The 18,741-nt window shown below is 57.8% G+C and carries 15 protein-coding genes and 1 riboswitch; of the genes, 11 read left to right on the forward strand and 4 right to left on the reverse strand.

Translation table 11 applies throughout. The features are described 5' to 3' along the window. Positions 1-165: 165 nt before the first annotated feature. Positions 166-2,592, reverse strand: a complete 2,427-nt coding sequence (locus J3T93_RS02185; protein WP_267430363.1) for an energy-coupling factor transporter ATPase — start codon at positions 2,590-2,592, stop codon at positions 166-168. Positions 2,593-2,625: 33 nt separating this feature from the next. Then, positions 2,626-3,231 (reverse strand): ECF transporter S component, encoded by a 606-nt coding sequence (locus tag J3T93_RS02190; RefSeq protein WP_267430364.1) that lies wholly within the window; start codon positions 3,229-3,231, stop codon positions 2,626-2,628. A gap of 5 nt (positions 3,232-3,236) precedes the next feature. Beyond that, positions 3,237-3,371: riboswitch (FMN riboswitch) on the reverse strand. Positions 3,372-3,515: 144 nt separating this feature from the next. Between J3T93_RS02190 and J3T93_RS02195 the strand changes: the two genes are divergently transcribed. The 7 genes from J3T93_RS02195 to J3T93_RS02225 all read left to right on the forward strand — a co-directional run bounded on the left by J3T93_RS02195 (position 3,516) and on the right by J3T93_RS02225 (position 11,108). After that, positions 3,516-4,187 (forward strand): RNA polymerase sigma factor, encoded by a 672-nt coding sequence (locus J3T93_RS02195; RefSeq protein ID WP_267430365.1) that lies wholly within the window; start codon positions 3,516-3,518, stop codon positions 4,185-4,187. After that, positions 4,174-5,016, forward strand: a complete 843-nt coding sequence (locus tag J3T93_RS02200) for a hypothetical protein (protein ID WP_267430366.1) — start codon at positions 4,174-4,176, stop codon at positions 5,014-5,016. Before J3T93_RS02195 ends, J3T93_RS02200 begins: the two co-directional genes overlap by 14 nt. Positions 5,017-5,097: 81 nt before the next feature. Next, positions 5,098-5,928: an ABC transporter ATP-binding protein gene (locus J3T93_RS02205; protein WP_267430367.1), complete on the forward strand. Its 831-nt coding sequence runs from the start codon at positions 5,098-5,100 to the stop codon at positions 5,926-5,928. Between the two features lie 166 nt (positions 5,929-6,094). After that, positions 6,095-7,195: a hypothetical protein gene (locus J3T93_RS02210; RefSeq protein WP_267430368.1), complete on the forward strand. Its 1,101-nt coding sequence runs from the start codon at positions 6,095-6,097 to the stop codon at positions 7,193-7,195. 39 nt (positions 7,196-7,234) lie between these two features. Further along, the gene (locus J3T93_RS02215; protein ID WP_267430369.1) at positions 7,235-7,972 is read left to right on the forward strand and encodes an ABC transporter ATP-binding protein; all 738 of its coding nucleotides are present in this window, start codon (positions 7,235-7,237) and stop codon (positions 7,970-7,972) included. A 140-nt stretch (positions 7,973-8,112) separates the two neighbouring features. Beyond that, positions 8,113-10,020, forward strand: coding sequence for an ABC transporter permease (locus J3T93_RS02220; protein WP_267430370.1), 1,908 nt, complete (start codon positions 8,113-8,115; stop codon positions 10,018-10,020). 62 nt (positions 10,021-10,082) lie between these two features. Continuing rightward, on the forward strand, positions 10,083-11,108 hold the full coding sequence (locus J3T93_RS02225) for a glycosyltransferase (RefSeq protein WP_416378810.1): 1,026 nt from the start codon (positions 10,083-10,085) through the stop codon (positions 11,106-11,108). Positions 11,109-11,121: 13 nt separating this feature from the next. On the opposite strand, the gene J3T93_RS02230 is transcribed toward J3T93_RS02225, so the two are convergent. Then, complete coding sequence (locus J3T93_RS02230; protein ID WP_267430372.1) at positions 11,122-11,892, reverse strand: histidine phosphatase family protein; 771 nt, start codon at positions 11,890-11,892, stop codon at positions 11,122-11,124. A gap of 51 nt (positions 11,893-11,943) precedes the next feature. Beyond that, positions 11,944-12,723, reverse strand: coding sequence for a nitroreductase family protein (locus J3T93_RS02235; protein WP_267399701.1), 780 nt, complete (start codon positions 12,721-12,723; stop codon positions 11,944-11,946). A gap of 173 nt (positions 12,724-12,896) precedes the next feature. Here J3T93_RS02235 and ppgK point away from each other — a divergent pair, with 173 nt between their 5' ends. The 4 genes from ppgK (at position 12,897) to J3T93_RS02255 (ending at position 18,740) form a co-directional block, all read left to right on the forward strand. Continuing rightward, complete coding sequence (ppgK, locus tag J3T93_RS02240; RefSeq protein WP_220236045.1) at positions 12,897-13,667, forward strand: polyphosphate--glucose phosphotransferase; 771 nt, start codon at positions 12,897-12,899, stop codon at positions 13,665-13,667. A gap of 74 nt (positions 13,668-13,741) precedes the next feature. Beyond that, the gene (locus J3T93_RS02245) at positions 13,742-14,923 is read left to right on the forward strand and encodes a pyridoxal phosphate-dependent aminotransferase (protein ID WP_267430373.1); all 1,182 of its coding nucleotides are present in this window, start codon (positions 13,742-13,744) and stop codon (positions 14,921-14,923) included. Between the two features lie 131 nt (positions 14,924-15,054). Then, positions 15,055-16,431, forward strand: coding sequence for an MFS transporter (locus J3T93_RS02250; protein WP_267430374.1), 1,377 nt, complete (start codon positions 15,055-15,057; stop codon positions 16,429-16,431). Between the two features lie 71 nt (positions 16,432-16,502). Further along, a complete protein-coding gene (locus J3T93_RS02255) occupies positions 16,503-18,740 on the forward strand; it encodes a glycoside hydrolase family 3 C-terminal domain-containing protein (protein ID WP_267430375.1) in 2,238 nt (745 codons plus the stop codon). Position 18,741: the final 1 nt, after the last annotated feature.

The following is an 18,741-nucleotide window of genomic DNA, read 5'->3' on the forward strand; positions in this document are numbered from 1 at the left end:
CAGCTTCGAGGCAGCGATGAAGTTGACAGCGACTGACCCCAGCGTTCCCAGGTCAGCCTTCCATTCACAACGGCTCGTTTGCTTAAGTAGTCGAGGACTCAGATGGTTGCGGGATGGAGCACTTAAGCCAGGCATGGACTAAGTGCTTGACGCGGCCCTGACTGCTCAGAACAGGGGATGCAGCAGCAGGGCCAGAAGGTAGAGGGACATGAGAGCGATGAACAGGATGTCCATCCTGCCCAGTCGCAGCAATCGGTAGTGGGTGCGTTCTTGACGGCTGCCCTCATAGCACCGGGCGTCCAATGCCCGGCTCAGGTTATCAGCGTGGCGCAGGGCTCCGGCGAAGACGGGGACTGTGATGGCTATGGCTGCATGTAGGCGTTGCGAGAGCGAGCCGGACTCGATGGATCCGCCGCGGGCGGCCTGGGCCTCAACGATGGCCTGAACTTCACGTCCCAAGGTGGGGATGAAACGCAGGGCCAATGAAAGGACCAGAGCAATCTCATTGGTGTGTATGCCCAGCTTTGACAGTGGGCTCAGCAGGGATTCACAGGCATCGGTCATCTGCGTCGGCGTGGTGGTCTCCACTAGGAGCGCTCCCAGAAAGATAATCAGCATAAAGCGGCAGGCATAGAGTACGGCCACCCAGATGCCGCCAGTGGTCAGCACGAATGGGCCCCAGGCAGTCAATTTCCGGCCGGTTTGCGTGACCAAAAGATTGAACACAGCCAGCAGAAGCATGAGGGCCAGAAAGCCTTTGACCGAGTTCATGATGGAACGCAGTGGGGCCCGGGCGGCGGCAAAGAGACCCACAGTGACCACCAGCGCCAGAACAAGCTGCCTTGGCGTGGAGATAGCGAAGGCGGTGAACATGGCTAGGAGGAAGGTTGCCAGCTTGGCTCGCGGGTCAAGTCTTGCCAGCAAGGACAGGGGTTTCTGGTCGGTCTGAGTGCGATTGGTTTCCTTCTCCGCTGCTTCTGTTGCCAGCAGTTGATGGTAGCGCTTCACGACTTCAGCAGCAGGCCCATAGGCCAGTGTTTCTCCATGCTCCAGGAGCAGGGTCTGGTCGGCCAGGCCCAGGGCCTCACGATCGGCGTGCGTGCTCATGACGATGGTGACACCGCGCCGATGGAGCACTCGAAGCAGTGTCATGATGCGTGCGCAGGCCTGGGGATCGAGACTGGCAGTGGCCTCGTCCAAAACCAGCAGTTGCGGGCTGCAGGCCACGACTCCGGCGATGGCCACCAGGCGCCGCTGGCCCCCCGAGAGGTCGAAGGGGGAGCGGTCGGCCAGATCACTGATGCCCAGGAGCTTCATGGCTTCATCCACCCGATGCTGCACCTGTTCGGGCCCGTAGCCCAGGTTGTGTGGACCATAGGCGATGTCCTGGGCAACAGAATCCGCAAAAAGCTGATGTTCGGGGTATTGCATGACATAGCCGACTCGTTGGCGCAGCAGCTTCAGATTCTGGCGCCGCAGATGCCTGGCCTTGGGCCGGTCGGGTCCGGCCAGGGGCAGGCCGGCCACCTGGATGGACCCGCTGTCGGGAGTGGCCAGGGCGCAGATGAGCCTGGCCAGTGTGGACTTGCCGGATCCGTTGCGCCCGATGATGGCCAGGGTCTGTCCTGCCGCCAACTCCAGACTCACATGGCTGAGCACTTGGTCGTCGGCATCGGGAAAGCTGTAGGAGACGCCCGAGAGTTTGACCATAGTATCAGCCTGATCGCCGACCGTAGATTTCGTATCCGCATGTATCGTCGCGCTCTGGCTTGATGTATTCCGATCCGGTTCGCTGCCTGCCTGCTGGGCATCTTCGCGGGCAAGGACAGGCAGGTTTTGTCCTTCCAGGATCCGGACCGGGTTTCCTGAGGCCAGGATGTGCCCATGGTCAAGCACGAGGACCCGATCAGCATGCCTGGCCTGCTCGAGCAGGTGGGTGATGTGGACGACAGCTGTGCCCTGGGCCGTCAGCCGACGCAGAATTGATTGGATCTCCTGTCGACCGGCCGCGTCGAGCATGGCGCCAGGTTCGTCCAGCACCATCATGCCTGGATTCATGGCCAGGCTGCCGGCCAGGGCCAGTCGTTGCTGCTGTCCGCCAGACATGCGGGTGGGATTATCATTCATCCTCGTCTGCAGATCTACCTGCTTCAGGGCCGCTGGCACGCAGGAAAGCATCTTTTGGCGGGGCATGCCCAGATTCTCGGGTCCAAAAGCCACGTCGTCCTGGGCAACGGTGGTTACGATCTGGTCTTCGGGGTTCTGAAAGACCATGCCGATGCTCCGCCGTGTCTGTCGGTAGGCCTCAGTATCGATCTGTCGGCCCTGCCCCGGCGTATCTGAGCAGACCGCTCGACCCATAAGCTCGACCTGGCCGTGGTCAGGTGCCGCCGCACCCGAGAGGATGCTTCCCAGAGTGGATTTGCCGGAACCATTTGCTCCCAGGATGCACAGATGTTCGCCTGCATGCACTTCCATGGACAGGTGGTCCAAGGCCCAGGTCCGGCCTCCGTCATAGGAGAAAGAGACCTGGCTGAGCCGGGCGACGGTCGCCTTCGAATCCGCTGAATCCGAGACTGCGGATTGGGTCATGGATGCCGCCATGACGTTCCGAACCGCCGTGGCCTACTTGTTGATCAGTGTGGAGATGGGCTTGTAGATCAGGAAGGTGACCACGCCGTGGATGGCGAACTTCATCAGGTTGAAGGGCAGGAGGATCGGCACGATCATGGCGGCCACCTTGGCCATGGACATGTGCGCGTAGAAGGGGGTGATTACCACGTTGCACAGGATGGCTGCGATCACGCCCAGAATAGCACCGGAGACGATCCCGATGACCGCTCCTTTACGGCTGTGCAACCTGCGGTAGACCAAGGCTGCCGGCACGCTCAGGGCCAGGGCCACGATCATCGAGATCAGAGCGCCGAAGGGGTTGGTGAACAGGTGAGGGACGAATCCCAGGATGGAGATGATGGCGGCAGCCGCTGGTCCGAAGGCGAAGCCGCATACCAGGACGACGATGCCTGAGGGGTCGTATTTGAGCCAAGGAGCCGCTGGAAAGATCGGGAAGGAGAAAAAGCTCAGCACCATGGCCAGGGCTACGAAGAGCGCGTAGACCGCGATCCGCCTGGTAGACCAGCGTCCTGAACCGCCCGCTCCTGTGGAATGGATATCATTGAAGCGCGTGTCCTTGTTCGCAACGGTGTGTGTATGAGAATTGGACATGCTCATAGAAAGCCTCGTTTCTTCCATCCGGACTGTAACCGTTGGCTTCGGACTTTGACCGATATCCACCGCTTGCGCGGGTCGCGGGCTCCCGGCATTCAGCCGGATACCGCCAGTAAGGACTTCCACCTTCCCTGAAACTGACAATTTCAATATAGCTGTGCTCTTTGGAATGGTCAATCCCCTCTCGCTGCTGGTGCATTTCTAGACACTCCGAGAAAGAAATAAAACCGCCGTCCATGCAACTATTGCAGCCTGCACAACGAATATGAGGTTGTATAAAGTTCACAATGTTGCAAGGAGGCTGGAGCGTGGTGAGGATGGGCGACCATCTGCTGCCTACGGATGAAGCTATGCATCCGGCCCTTGTCAGACAAACAAGTGACGGAGACGCTGACGGTGGCCAATCCCAAGCAGAGGACCTGGAATGGATCAGAAGCATACTGTCCACCAGATCCTTTCGCGCAGCCGATGACTTGGTTCGCAAGTATTACGACGACCTGCTGGTCTACATCCGCGCTCAGGTCGGCGACAGGGAGGAGGCGCGTAACCTTGCTCAGGATACTTTCGTCGCTATTCTGCGGTCATTGGGCGGCTACGATCCGAACAAGTCCAGCTTCCGAACCTGGATCCATCGCATTGCCACCTACAAGGTCATCGACTACTGGCGGATACGCCGCAGACGACAGCGGCAGGAGACACAAGTACTTGTGGTATCCGGCCACGATCAGCATGATGACCCGGCCGACCAGACCTTCAAGGACGACTTGGTTGGTCGGATTGAAGACAGGATTTCACAGGCTCCGGTCCCGGCGCAGGAGGTCTTGCGCCTCCATCTGTACGCCGGCTATGGGTTCGCGCAGATCGCTGAGGTTTGCGGAGAACCTGAAAGCACGGTCAAGGCTCGGTATTACCGACTCTTGGACAATTTGAGGAAGGAGTTTGGTCATGAATCGGTCTGAACCTGATATCCGTCCCATTCTGGCGGCTCTGCAGGGTAGCGACCTTGAGTGCGATGATGCTGCTGAAACTCAGGTCGGCGGCTCCAAAATGCGCGAGCGATCCATAAAAACGATTGTCCGCAAGGGGATGGGAAAACGGCCTGGGCTGATCTGGACCCTTGTAGCCATGGTTCGTTCCCTGGGCCTGAGAAACCTGCTCTTTGGCCTCTGGGACTGTGTGTTCATCGGCCTGATCCTGACGCTGGCGGTCTGGGCGGCCGTCTTTGGCTCCTTCATGAAGACCGCTTGGCCTAGCAGGGTCGATAGGATATTCGGTCTGGTTGTCCCCATATTCGTCTGCTCGCCTGCTCTTTTCCTGGTAGTGCACCTTTTGGTAGTGCTCAAGGAGCGGAACCTGAATACCTTGAATCTAATCAGAACCTGCAGGTGGTCATTCCGCCAGATAGCTGCAGTCAGGATGCTCCTGTTCGGCATGGTCAGCATGATGATTTCATCCTTGGCCACCGTCCTATTGGCGCAGACGACCAATCCGGGGCTGTCCACCATGACCCTTTTGGGGATCAGCTTCTCCTCCCTCTTTCTCTTTTCCTTGGCTCAGATATGGGTGGAGGAACATGTGCGTGGAGAACTGTCCATCTACCCGGTTCTCGGACTCTGGATTGTGCTCGGCTGGATTCTTTATCTTACTCGATTTGCCACCGCTCCCATTCTTTTCTTCATTCCGCCGGCTCTAAGCCTGGCGACGGGCCTTGTCCTTCTGCTGATCTTCCTTCTTGTTCTGCATGAACGCTGCGTGGGATCAATGCTGCCAAAGCGGACATGCGGATGAAAAGACTGGCGACTGTATGAGGACAGAATCGCACATGTTTAGCCTGAAAGGACGGTAAGTTTCGTGTTGCACTTGTACCATGTGTCAAAGAGCTTCAGGGACAAACGGGTGATCGACGATCTGAGCCTCTCTATTGGAACCGGCGTCCATGGGCTCCTCGCGCCCAACGGAGCAGGCAAGACCACGCTGATCCAAATGATCGCCACCCTGATCCGCCCGGATTCGGGAGACATCACTTGGAACGGGCAGGACATCATGATCATGGACGAGGATTATCGGGGCCTCCTAGGGTATCTGCCCCAAAAATTCGGCTATTACCCAGACTACAGCGCTCAGGATTTTTTGATGTACATAGCAGCCCTTCAGGGGATTGGTCACAAACGGGCCAAGCCTCTGGCTAAACATCTGCTAGAGATTGTGGGGCTTAAAAACCATGGCAAGCAGAAGATGAAGACACTCTCCGGGGGCATGATTCAGCGCGTGGGATTGGCGCAGGCCATGATCAATGACCCGGAACTGATGATTTTGGACGAGCCGACCGCAGGTTTGGATCCACGCGAGCGCGTCCGTTTGCGCAACCTAGTCCATGCGCTTTCGCACGATCGGATTGTCATCCTATCCACCCATATCGTCTCTGACCTGGAGACTATCGCCGACCATGTCATCATGCTTAAGGATGGACGGATCTGCTGCAACCAGTCACCAAGGCAAATAACTCGCAGGCTGGAAGGCAAAATATTCCTGGTTCCTGCAGATTACCGCTTAGGGGAGGGGCAGCTGCTCCTTGAGGAGGAGCTGGACGGGGATGCGACCCGTCTGAGAATCTACTCGCCTGCGCCACCGTCCCAGGGCCAGGGTGTTCCTGCCAACTTGGAGGATGCCTTCCTGGTGATTTACAGGGACGGGGAGTAGCGATGCAGCATACTTCGCCGAATCAGGCTCGCAATCCCTTCTCTTGTCAAGGATGCCTTTTATGAGATGGACGGTGATCAGGAACGAGATGCGACATCTTCTGGGTACCTCCTTTTGGCTGGTACTCTGTCTGTCTCTTGGATTCGTTTTCTGTCTAAATCTAGCCATGTATGACCAGATTCTCACTGACGAAGCTCATCATGACCTGGCTAGCTATGGATTGCATGTCAGTCAGTCCACCATTGCCGGAATGAAGCGTGAGGCTGGCAGACTTGAGCCGGCGGTATCCAGAGATCTGATGGCTCTTGGTTCTCAAGCTGTGCAACTGGACGTCAAGGACTATCAGTCGGCCAGGGACCTGGTCGACTCGGTCGAGAGCTCGCGCTGGTCACATCCTTCAGTATTGAACACAGACAGGGGCAGACTGACTGAGCGCATCAGTGCCTTGCCCAGCTATCGTCGGCTTGCTCATTGCCATGATGTGATGGATGCCTATCGCGGATGCAACCGAGAAGCCCTGACTGCAACAGCCAAGAAACAGTTGGGAAAGGGCAATACAAAGGGCAGTGACCTTCCCAGCTTGGTGACCAAGCGGCTTGACGCCTTAAGCGGACAGTGCAAGACGGGCATGGGCTTGGCCGCCCCAGAACTATTGGAGTACACCCAGAGCAACTTCAGACTTTCAGTCTTTCTGGTTCCGCTTCTGGCAGCCTTGGTTGTCGTAGCCCCGCGCCTTGTCAAGGATCAGGTCCATAGAGTAAGGCAGACGCAGTTGACGACACGGACTGGACGATTCTTGCCTGAGCTGCAATTGTTCGCCATGGTCTGTACTGGTCTGCTGATGATGCTCATGGTGGCAGGGGGATCCATGCTGATGTGGTTGCCCAAGACCGCTGGTCTGCAGGATCTTCCGGTCTTTGATGGACATGCATTGCCTTGGTTCACCTGGTCTTTAGGAGAATACCTGGCTGTTTTCATATTGCTTTGCTTGGGGTCAGCCTTTCTTGTTTTTCTCTTGGTTCTCTGGATTTCCACACACTGCAGCACCTACACACGCTTGGTCTTGCTTGCAGTTCCGGTGGTGTTGCCGGCCTTTCATGTCTTTGTCGACTGGCTTCTCGTGGATCCATGCTGCATTGGCAGTGTGGTTACTCGAATTGTGCCATTGCCTGGGATTGAACTCTACCTGATCCTAAGCCTGCTGGTTTTAGCCGTTTTGCTTTGCTGGCGGTCGGCCAGAAGGCTCCATAGCCATCCAACCATCTGACGATTTGCTGCTTAGGCGGCCTGAATGAAAGGAATATCCATGAATGAACTGCCACTGAAGATGGAGGGGGTGTCCTTTCATTACAAGTCTGGTGAAGCTGGAATAGACCAAGTTGGCTTGGAATGCCCGGCAGGATCTTGGACTGCAGTCATGGGCCCTTCCGGAGCAGGGAAAACCACCCTGCTCTATTGCGCCTCAGGGCTCTTGCCTGTGCAGCAGGGATCGGTCGAGATTGCCGGCCAGAACATAGCCGGGATGAAGGGGTCCGCTTTGACCAGGATGCGGCGTGACCATATAGGTTTCGTCTTTCAGGATTACAACCTGGTCGAGGCCTTCACCTGTTTGCAGAACGTCATGCTGCCCCAGCTCTTCGGCGGCCCCAAAGTTGGTGTCGTCCGATCACTGCAGTCCCTAAAGATTTTGGGGCTGGATGGTTATGCACAGCAGTATCCGTCTGACATATCTGGCGGTCAAAGGCAACGCGTGGCCATTGCCAGGGCGTTGGTCGCCCAGCCAGACATGATTTTTGCGGACGAACCCACGGGTGCGCTGGATACGCGCAGCTCGGGAATGGTTCTGGATGCCCTTTCGACCCTGGTGGAGAGCGGACGAACCGTGCTGATGGTAACACATGACCCCAACGTGGCGGCCTGGGCGCAGCGCACGGTGTTCTTGGTGGACGGCACCGTGCATTCGATCTGCCAGGGGTATACGGCCGAGCAGCTGGCCACTCATCTGACCAGCATGACTCAGGTTAGCCAGGGGGTAGACAGATGATGCATGTAGGCAAAGGTCAAGCTGGAAGAGGTGAAGTTCCCGGACAGGTGCCCCTACATGCATCCTCCTCGATCAGTCGACCGACCTTTTTCTCTTTGGTCTGGTCCCTGATCAAGAAGCATCGAGCATCATACACGGTCATGGGTCTGTCCACATGCCTGGCATCCCTTCTGACTTCTTCGACCATGCAGGTCTACCAAGCGGGAAAGTCCTTTGATAGTATTGGCAATTTGAGCAAGCTGAACACCTATCGGCGTTTCCAAGCCAAGGCACCTTATTCAGGTCTCTTCATAGTCACTGTCCCAGCGCTGGCTTGCTGCCTGCTCGTGTCGGTTTTTTTGATTCTCTCGTCGGTAACCTTTCTGACTCAGGAGCGCCGACGCGAGTATGGAATGATGCGGTTGAACGGTGCCTCCCGCAGGAGGATCCTGATCATAGGTCTCCTGGAGTTCTCGATTCCCTTGGCCCTCTCGAATCTCATAGGTTGCCTGGTCGGATCCCTCCTGACTGTACCAGTTGGACGGTTTTACGCGCGCTCGGCCGAGTTCAGCGACAGGGGCATGGTTTTCACCCCACGGATTCGGCCTTTCATTGCAGTGGTCACCTTCATCATGATGATGGTCGCCTGTCTGCTGGGAGTATGGATGGCTATGCGCAAGGTGGGCGGGGCATCACCGCTCCAACTCATGACGGAAACCAATGACCGAACCAAGCGGATCGGATGGGTTCGTTCTTCGGCAGCCTTGGTCTTTCTGGTCCTGACCTTGGTGGTTGGGTTCGCCCCACTGCCTTCTATGACTCAGGACCTGCGGATTATGTTCGAGGTCATTCTTGTCATCACTACGGTCTATTTGGCGGCTCCGGTCCTGGTTGTCCTGACTGTGTCAGTCATCGGTCTGATTCCGGCGAAGGCGGCCGGAGGCCCCGGTCTTCTGGCCCTGCAGCGTGCTCGAAAGGAGAGCGCAGGTTCAACCGCGATAGCTCTCCCAGCTATGATGGTTCTGACCGTTGTCATCTCACTTGTGGCTGCCCTGCAGGCTGGTTCCATCGGAGGGGCGGTTCTGAGCTTGTACCCCTTGAAAGCCGATGTTATGGCTACTTCCCTTGATCCGGGTGCCGAAAACCGCGATCCATCCGAGCTGATCAGTGGGATGCCTGAGGTTCGAGACTTTGTCACCTACCAGACTCAGCAATGGGCTATGGAAGGATCGCAGGGCCAGGCGGCAACGGTGGTATGGGAATCTGCGGATCAACTGCGGGGTCAGAATTCGTCGGGCATTCAGTTCTCCCTGGTTAAAGGGAATTTGGCTGACCTAGGTCCAGGGCGAGTCGCAGTGAATCAGGATTCCTCCTATTCCATAGGCGACACCGTCTGTCTTCTTGATCGTCATGATCGACGGCATGAGGCACGGATCGTTGCTCTTGTTCAGTCGCCTAAGGGCATCCCACAACTATCTGCAAGCAATAACTATCCTCAATTTCTGACTGTGGATGATGACCTGCCTCGATTGGGGGAAGACCCACATACGATCATTCCCATTTCAGCTGCCAATCAGACTGATGCGCATAGGATTGTCACTCTTCTGAAGGGTGGCCTTCAGGGCGACTTCGCAGTGCAGACCAGGCAGGAATATATAGACGACTTTATTCAACGAGGCCTGTCCGGGCAGACGGCCTTGACGGTCATGATCGTCGGCGGGACCGTTCTTGCCCTGATCTTCATGATGCAGTCTATCGCTATTTTGGCCTGGGAGCGCAAGCGGCAGAACCAGCGGCTCAACAAGATTGGTGTTGTCTGGAGTTCAATAACCTGGTCGGGGGTGATGGAGACGCTGACCGATGTGGCCGGTGGCGCAGTAATGTCTCTGCTGGCGATTGTCATCGTCGAAGGCTGCATAGCCTTGAGTTTCGTCCAGGCCGGCATGTCTGTGGCTCTGACTCCTGTGCCCGTAGGCCGGTTCCTCCTAGTGACTGTTGTTCTTTTGCTGGTGGCGGTGTTCACATCCTGGCTGTGCAGTCTGCAATCCAGGAAGGCGGAAGAAGGCTAAACTCGTCAGGAGGTTTGTCCCGTAGTAAGCCAAAGTTGCGGGTCGGTGTCACAATGGAGAGCATGGGAAAGACCTTGAATAAGGCGGCCATGGTCGTCGTAACCTATAAGCGTCAGGAATTGCTGACAGGCCTGTTTGACTCGATTCTTCAACTTACCCAAGCCCCATGGCGGATTGTGGTGGTGGATAACGAGAATTCGGCAGACACGCGAACCATAGTTGAGCAGTTTTCTGAACGTGTGACAGGACGTTGGGGCAGGACCATCATCGACGGCTCCGGCAATCAAGATCGTGTGGTTTATCTGCCACAGGACCAGAATGGCGGCGGCGCGGGAGGCTTCTCCGCCGGTGTGGGGAAAGCATACGAGCTTGGTGCCGAATGGTTCTGGGTCATGGATGATGACGTTGCAGTAGAACCTGAAGGACTTGACTTGCTGGCCCAATGGAGTGACCGCTATCAGGTGGTGCAGGGTTCCCGGCTGGATTATGATGGCGGTTCCTTCTATTGGCAGTATCATTTTCTCACGGCCTTGGGTATTCCAGACCCGATCGCTCCAGGTGATTTCGGACCATCAGGATGTCGGCCTATGAACACCATGTGCTTTGAAGGGGGATTCTTCTCCAGGCAGATTGTGGATCAAATCGGTCTGCCTGATCCGCGCTTCTTCATCTATTGGGATGACACCATCTATGGGTACTTGGCATCCAAGGTCACACAGCCTGTGGTCATATCAGATGTAGTCATGCGCCGGACTCGCAACATAGCTAATTGGAACATCGCTGGGGTGCGCCAGCTCAATTCCACGTCTGACATGAACCGTTATCACATCATGCGCAACCGGGGCTTCATGGCCAGGTATTTCATGGTTCACGGGGACTATCGACCTCTGGCTTTCTCCTTGGGAACCCTGGCAACAGCTCTCAAGGAAGTCATCCGCCTTCTGGCTGTTGATCGTAGCCACATCATGACTGGTATTCCTGCCATCCTGAAGGGATGGGTGGATTCGCGCCAGATACTGCATGATCCCGAATGGAGGCCCATGGAACCCCTTAAGAGACAACCAGCCAGGGAAATACAGCGCGCCTGAATAGGTTTGACTGCTACTTTTCTTGACTCCCTGCCTGGAAGTAATCCATGGAACCGATTGGTCCAGCTAGATGGAAACCATCATTCCCATAGATTACCTTGGTGACTGCGGTGTTGGCCATGTCAGGGATAGGACAATCGTCGTCGATGGCCAGAAGGAACTGTTGAAGGCACATGCCTGAGGAGACCACCAGGACAGGCCCGCCGCCCTCTTCGATTGCGGACTGGGCGATGCGCGTCAGCGCAGCGATCATTCTGCTACGGACCTGGGCCGTGGTCTCAGCCCGATCCTGTTCTTCCAGTCCGGCGGACAGGACGTCCTGGGCATCCAGCCGGTGGAAGGTGTCCTGCATATGGACGGAGATGTTTCTGCCGTAGGTTGCCTTGGCTGTAGTGAAGTCCTTGAACCCCATGGCGGCGCAGACCTGGTCAAGAGTGGTGCGCTCGTCCCGGCCCTCGAAACTGCCGAAATTATCCTCGCGCAGGTCAGGGTCAACGCCCACGCGCAGGTCCCCATTGCCCGACATGTCAAGGGCCAGACGGGCGGTTTCATATTGTCGGCTCAGATTGCCGCTCCAGGCTGCCCGGAAACGAATGGGCCGCAGACCCCGGCCGAACTGGCGCACGTCCTCGCGACCTTGCCTGGTCAGGGGAAAATCGGACCAGCCCTGCATCAGGTGCATGACATTGGCCGTTGTTCTGCCGTGTCGGGTCAGGTAAAGGGTGGCCGGACCTGCTTCAGTGCTCGTTTGGGTGGTGGACTGTGATGATGCTCCATTGTTCATAGGTCATCACCCTACACGGCCCCCTTGCCCGGTCACGGGGTGCAGCCATGGTCAGGACCTGATAAAGCGGCCTTTGTCGCCCCAGGTCCATGTGCCGCCTCCGGCTCCGATCTGGAAGTTCATTTTGGCTATGCCCAGATCAACGACGGAACCATAAGCGACCGAGGGGTCCAATGTGGCGATCGCACTGCCTGAGCCCTTGTCCCAAGCGAATAGCACTGGCTGCCCGTTCATGGCTGAAGGAGCCTTGGCGGCGGCAGCCACGCCGGCCTTGAACCATTCCGGAGCATCCTGGTGGTCCTGCGCGCTCATGGATGAAGTCAGCTCCTTGTAGCTTTTGGAGGTTCGATGCTCGCTCTGACGTTGGCAAAGCTTGTCGAAGTCCTGGTTGCCGTAGCCGACCTGGTCGGCCGGATAGCCGATGGTGACCACTAGATAGAGCGACTGGCTGGGGGTGATCCGGCAGTGGCGCTCGGCCGCCTGGCGGTCCCAGCTGCCTGACACCCATCCTGTCCCCAGTCCGTATAAGGTGGCGGCAAGAACTATGCGCTCGCCATAAAAGCCGGCTTTCTCCAGGCTCTTCTGATCATCTTTGGGTCCTACTAGGGCAAGGTAGTTGGCAGCATTGGCCAGGTGGCCGGAAGCGTTGTCGGCCGCGAAGGCGTCGGGTTTGCCCAGAACCAGCTGCATGTCCAGGCCGCTCAGCGTGTTCAGAGCGTTCAGAGTGCTGCCCAGCTGCCCGGCTAGTTCGGGATCGATGGGCTTGGGGTCGTATTCTCTGGTGGTGATTCGCACGTTGACTGCATCAATAAGCTGTGTATGTTCGGTCATAACCTCATTATTCCACCCAATTCTTTTTCCTGCATGTAGTAGCACAAGGCCGGCGGAATGGTCTGCGCTTGGTCCGGCTTGTGCCGCTGCCGAGGATTACGGAGACATGGGTTGGGGTACAATCGCTACCGTGCCGGTTCGGACCCTCATCTTTGATCAGCTAAGGAGCAGCAATGATTGAAACAGCGCAGGCTTTTGGAGTGGATATTGGTGGATCCGGCATCAAGGCTGCCCCAGTTGACCTGACGATCGGCGATTTTGCAGAACCTCGCAAGAAAATTCTGACCCCGGAGCACTCGACGCCGGAGGCTGTAGGAGTCGTGGTCAAAGAGCTCCTGGACCGCTTCGAAGTCTCCTCGGACGTCCCTGTGGGCATCGCTTTTCCGGCACCTGTCAAGCCTGACAAACCGCTCGATTTCATGGCCAACCTGGATCAGGCCTGGGTGGGCACCAATGTTCAGGAGGTCCTTTCCAAGGCCTGCGGCAGGCCCGTCAGCGTTGTCAACGATGCAGATGCGGCCGGCCTTGCCGAGGTACAGTACGGGGCGGCCAAGGGACAGAGGGGTCTGGTCATCGCCACTACACTGGGTACCGGCATCGGCACGGCTCTGATCTACAACGGTGTTCTGATCCCCAACAGTGAGTTGGGCCACTTGACGCTGGACGGCAAGGACGCAGAGAAGTACGCGGCCTCTTCGGTGCGCGACCGAAAGAAGCTGAGCTATAAGAAGTGGGCCAACCGTCTGACCAAGTACTACCGACTGCTTGAGCACTACTTCAATCCCGATTTCTTCGTCGTCGGCGGCGGTGTCAGTCGGATGAGCGAGAAGTTCCTGCCTCACATTGACATCAAGACTCCCATCGTGGCTGCCAAGCTGCGCAATCAGGCCGGCATTGTCGGCGCCGCCTATCTGGCTGACCTTCGGCAAAAGCGTCTGGGGTGAAGCAGGGCTTTTCTGCGACCAACCTGTTTGGGGCGTTCCGGCCACTGCTGGATCGCATGAGGAGCTGAGGAATCGTGCATTTTTCTCACCGTACAGGGTCTGACCGCCCTAATCGCATTGCTCTGGCCGAATCAGGAGCACGCTCCCAGGGGCTCAAGCTGGGCAGGCTGAATGATTCCAACCCCACCCGCTTCGGACTGGCCCCGTCGTTCTTGCCCCAAGTCTATGAGGCCGAACCGAGAGGACCTCGTGTGGCCCGCCAGGCCCTGGCTGAGTTTCTGACCAGGCGTCAGGAAGCGATTCAGAGCGTGGACGGTGCGGTGGTGGATCCTGATGACCTCTACCTGCTCTCCTCGACATCCCAGGCTTATTCCTGGCTGATGAAGCTTCTCTGCGATCCGGGTGATGCCATTCTGGAGCCCAGGCCTGGATATCCCCTGATCGAATCCATCGCCGGTCTGGAATGTGTCCGGACAATTCCATACCGCCTGGCCTACGACGGATCATGGGTCCTTGACCTGGCCACGGTCAGACAGGCTCTGGAAGGACCTGAGGGCGATTGTATCCGCGCTTTGGTCCTTATCAACCCCAACAATCCCACGGGTTCCTACATTCACCCGGAAGAACGCCGGTCGCTGCTGGAACTCTGCGAGCGGCAGGGGGTGGCCATCATAGCGGATGAGGTCTTCTTCGATTACCCTCTGGACCCCTTGCCGGGTCGTGCCCGGCTGGCTGGTGAGGATCGGGTGCTGACCTTCGCCTTGGACGGATTCTCGAAGAGCCTGGCAGCTCCCCATGCCAAGGTGGGCTGGATCCAGGTTTCCGGGCCGGCCGACCAGGTTGCCGAGGCCAAGCGCCATCTTGATCTGATTGCGGATGATTACCTGCCCATGAGTCTTCTGATCACCAGGGATATGGAGGCCATGCTCTCGGATATTCCTGGCCAGACCAGCCGAGTGGGTGAACGTGTCAGGGGCAATCTCGAAATCCTGAGACAGACACTGGTTCTAAAGGAGTCCTGCCTCTCTCTGCTCAGGCCTGAGGCTGGCTGGAACGTTCTTCTTCGCTTCCCTCAGGTCATCGACGAGGAGGAGTTGATCCTTCGCTTGATCGGGTCCTACGGGCTGACTGGCCAGCCCGGATACTTTTTCGACATGCCAGGGAATGGGTATCTGGCCCTGTCGCTCCTGCCTGAAGCCTCGGAATTCCAGCGGAATGCTGACTCAGTCGTGTCAGCGATTGAAAAAATATTGTGACTGTGGGCCGTTTGCTGGCTGGTTTGCTCCGATAATAAGTTCTAAGTGACCATTCATCATGGAAGGGGGAGATTGGTTAGGCTCAATGATGAGCTACTGACTGCAGGGTTGCACAGGAAGGAAAGACGATAATGGGGAACGGAAATAAGGGTCAGAGGAGAAATCCAGCTGAGGGGGTTGGCGCTCGAGTCGGGGAAGACATCAAGGCCATGGCCTCCGCAGATGAGACCGGAGGCGCCGCAGCGGACCGGGGCATTGACGCGAACCTGGCTCCGGACACGGGCAGAAGGCTCAACAATGCGGAGAAGGTCCGCTTTGCCATTGGCTTTGTCCTGGTATCCCTGCTCTGGGCTGCGCCCTTTACCATGGGATCCGGGGTCCTCCTGCCGCAGATTTTCAATTCCCTGCATGGGGTCAGCGCTGAAGCGGCTCTGGGGACAATGAATTCGATCGGCTGCGTGTTCGCCTTAGTGGCCAACGTTGTTTTCGGTGCTCTCTCAGACATGTCGAGGTTCCGAGTCGGCAAGCGCACCCCTTGGATCGTGTTGGGCGGAATTATCGGCGCCCTTGGTTTTCTGCTGGTTATCCAGTCCCATACGCTCGCCATGATCATCCTCGGCTGGTGCATTGTGCAGGTGGGCATCAACTGCCTGATAGCCCCGGCCGTGGCAGTCCTTTCAGACAGGATTCCTGAGTCGACCAGGGGAACCTATTCGGCACTCTATGGCGCCAGCCAGGTCATCGGCCAGCAGCTGGGAACCATCATCGGCAGCTCCTTCATAGCCAGCATCCATACAGGCCTTGTAGTCGCCATGATCATCTTCCTCTTCTCTGGTATCCTCACTGTGTTGATCTGGCCCCGGGAGAAGTCGGCTGCCAACACGGTCGTGGAACGAACCTGGGCAGATGTCGGCCGGTCCTTCATACCGCCCACCAAAAATTGCCGCGACTTCTACCTGGCGCTTCTGGGCAGGTTCACTTTCGTCGTCGGATGCTTCATGATCCAGGGCTACCAGCTCTACATACTGCAAAAGTACTGTCACCTGAGCGATGCCCAGGCCGCATCCACACTCAAGATCATGGCCCTGATCTCGGTGGTGACCACCATCCTGGCCTCCGTGGTTTCGGGCCCGCTTTCGGACTTTCTGCACAGGAGAAAGGTGATTGTAGCCACTAGCTGTCTGATTCTCGCTATCGGCATACTCTTCCCATTCCTGATGCCAACTGCAACGGGTATGTACATTTATGCCGCCCTGGCTGGAATCGGCAATGGCTGCTACATGTCAGTCGATCAGGCGCTGAACGTCGATGTGCTGCCGAACGCCAAGGAGGCAGGCAAGGATCTGGGCATCCTCAACCTGGCCAATACGATCGGTCAGGTGATCGCTCCCGGGTGCACCACGCTGGTCATTGGACTCTTCGACGGCTACAGGATGATCTTCCCGGTCGCCATCGCCTGCCTGCTGGTGGGAACCGTATTCATCATGATGATTCGCAAGGTCAAGTGAGCCTGAAAACCTGTAATCCGGACCTGTGCTGAGCAGCGGCCCGGCCAATCAAACCCGAAAGGAAAAAAGACATGACAGAAGAATCACGTACCAAAGCCAAGGATTTGGAACTGCAAGAGGAGGCCTCGCTGACCTCGGGATCCGACTCCTGGCACCTGCAGGGACTGACCGACAAGGGCTATGAAGGCTATATGATCACCGACGGTCCCTATGGCCTGCGCAAGGCCACTGGCTCCGACGTCTACGGATCGGTTCCGGCCACCTGCTTCCCCCCGACAGCGGGACTGGCCTCCTCCTGGAACCCTGATCTGACCTACCAGGTGGGCCAGGCCATGGGCGAGGAGTGCGTCCAGGAGAAGGTGGCCGTAATCCTGGGACCCGGTATCAATATCAAGCGCAGCCCGCTGGGCGGTCGTAATTTCGAGTTTTACTCGGAGGATCCTGTGCTGGCCGGGCATGAAGCCGCAGGTTTGGTCGAAGGGGTCCAGTCCAAGGGGGTGGGAACCTCCCTGAAGCACTTTGCAGCCAACAACCAGGAAACAGACCGGCTCAGGGTCAGCTCTGACGTGGACATGCGCACCCTGCGCGAGATCTATCTGCCGGCCTTCGAATATGTGGTCAGGAATGCCAAGCCATGGACCATCATGTGCGCCTACAACAAGCTCAACGGGGTCTTCAGCTCAGAGAACCGCTGGCTGCTGACGGGCGTTCTGCGCGGTGAGTGGGGCTACCAGGGCATGGTCATGTCCGACTGGGGTGCCGTCCACAACAGGGTCAATGCCTTGCAGGCCGGGCTCAACCTGGAGATGCCGCCTTCCCGCACTGACGACCAGGTAGTCCAGGCCGTACAGGTTGGCAAGCTGGACAAGGAACAGCTGGACCGCATGGCCCAGGGGGTCCTGGACCTGATCGAAAAGGCCCGTCCGGCCATGTCCCGACAGGATTATCGCTACGACGTCCAGGAACACAACAACATGGCTCGTCGAGCGGCCCAGGAGTCCATCGTCCTCTTGCGCAACGAGGACCGGATCCTGCCCCTTGACCCGAAGGAGAAGATCGCCGTCATCGGTGAGTTCGCCCGGACTCCGCGCTACCAGGGCGGAGGCTCCTCGCACATCACACCCACCGAGGTCTCCTCGGTCCTGGGTGGCTTCAAAGAGGCTGGCATAAATGTGGACTTTGCTCCCGGGTTCACGTTGGACGAGAAGGAACAGGATCCTGCTCTGACCCAGCAGGCGCTTGAGGTAGCGCGCGGAGCCGACACCGTGGTGCTCTTCCTGGGATTGCCTGAATACGCCGAGTCCGAGGGCTTCGACCGCACCAGTATGGATCTTCCCGACAAGCAAGTGGCTCTGCTCAGGGCCGTGTCCGAGGTCAACGACCGGGTGGTTGCCGTCCTTTCCAACGGAGCAGTGGTGACGGTTGCCGATTGGATGGACAATACCAAGGGTCTGCTGGAGACCTGGTTGCTGGGCCAGGAGGGCGGACGCGCCGTGGTGGATGTGCTGACCGGTGCCGCTAACCCCTCGGGTCATCTGCCTGAAACCATTCCGGTCCGGCTGGAGGACAACCCCACCATTACCTCCTTCCCTGGCGAGGAGGGTCACTCCCGCTATGGCGAGGGCGTCTACGTGGGGTACCGCTACTACGATACTTTCCAGCGACCAGTGGCTTTCCCCTTCGGATTCGGGCTGTCCTATGCCGACTTTGCACTGGAACAGATTGCGGTGACCAAGACCGGAGCCAACTCGGCTCGGGTGGAGGTGACCGTGACCAACACCTCGCAGGCGGATGGCGCTCAGACCGTGCAGGTCTATGTGGCCCCCTGCTCCAGCCGGGTGAATCGGCCCAGCCATGAGCTCAAGGCCTTCACCAAGGTCTTCCTGAAAGCCGGACAGTCCAGCCGAGTGAGCATGGACCTGACTGAGCGCGACTTCGCCTACTGGTCAACGGTCATGGATGGCTGGCATGTGGAGGCGGGCACTTACCGCATCCAAGTGGGCACCTCCAGTCGCGATCTGGTTGCGGAGCAGGACCTGCAGGTGGATGGCGACGGCCGCTTTATTCCGTTGAATGCTGAATCGACCATGGCGGAGTGGCGCGAGAATTCGATCGGCGGGCCCATCCTGCGCGATCGTATCGAGCAGGATGGCATACCTCTGCCCGACGATCCCAATACAGCCCAGCTCTTTGACACCATGCCCCTGGCCTCGGTGATCACCCTGTCGGGCGGTGATGGCAATGGCATCGTGGCCGACATGGTCGACCGGTATCACCAGGCCCTCAAGCAGCAGGGTCTGGACTCCTGAT

Origin of the sequence: Bifidobacterium sp. B4111 (genome assembly GCF_026537235.1) — a bacterium.
In the GTDB taxonomy this organism is placed as follows: domain Bacteria; phylum Actinomycetota; class Actinomycetes; order Actinomycetales; family Bifidobacteriaceae; genus Bombiscardovia.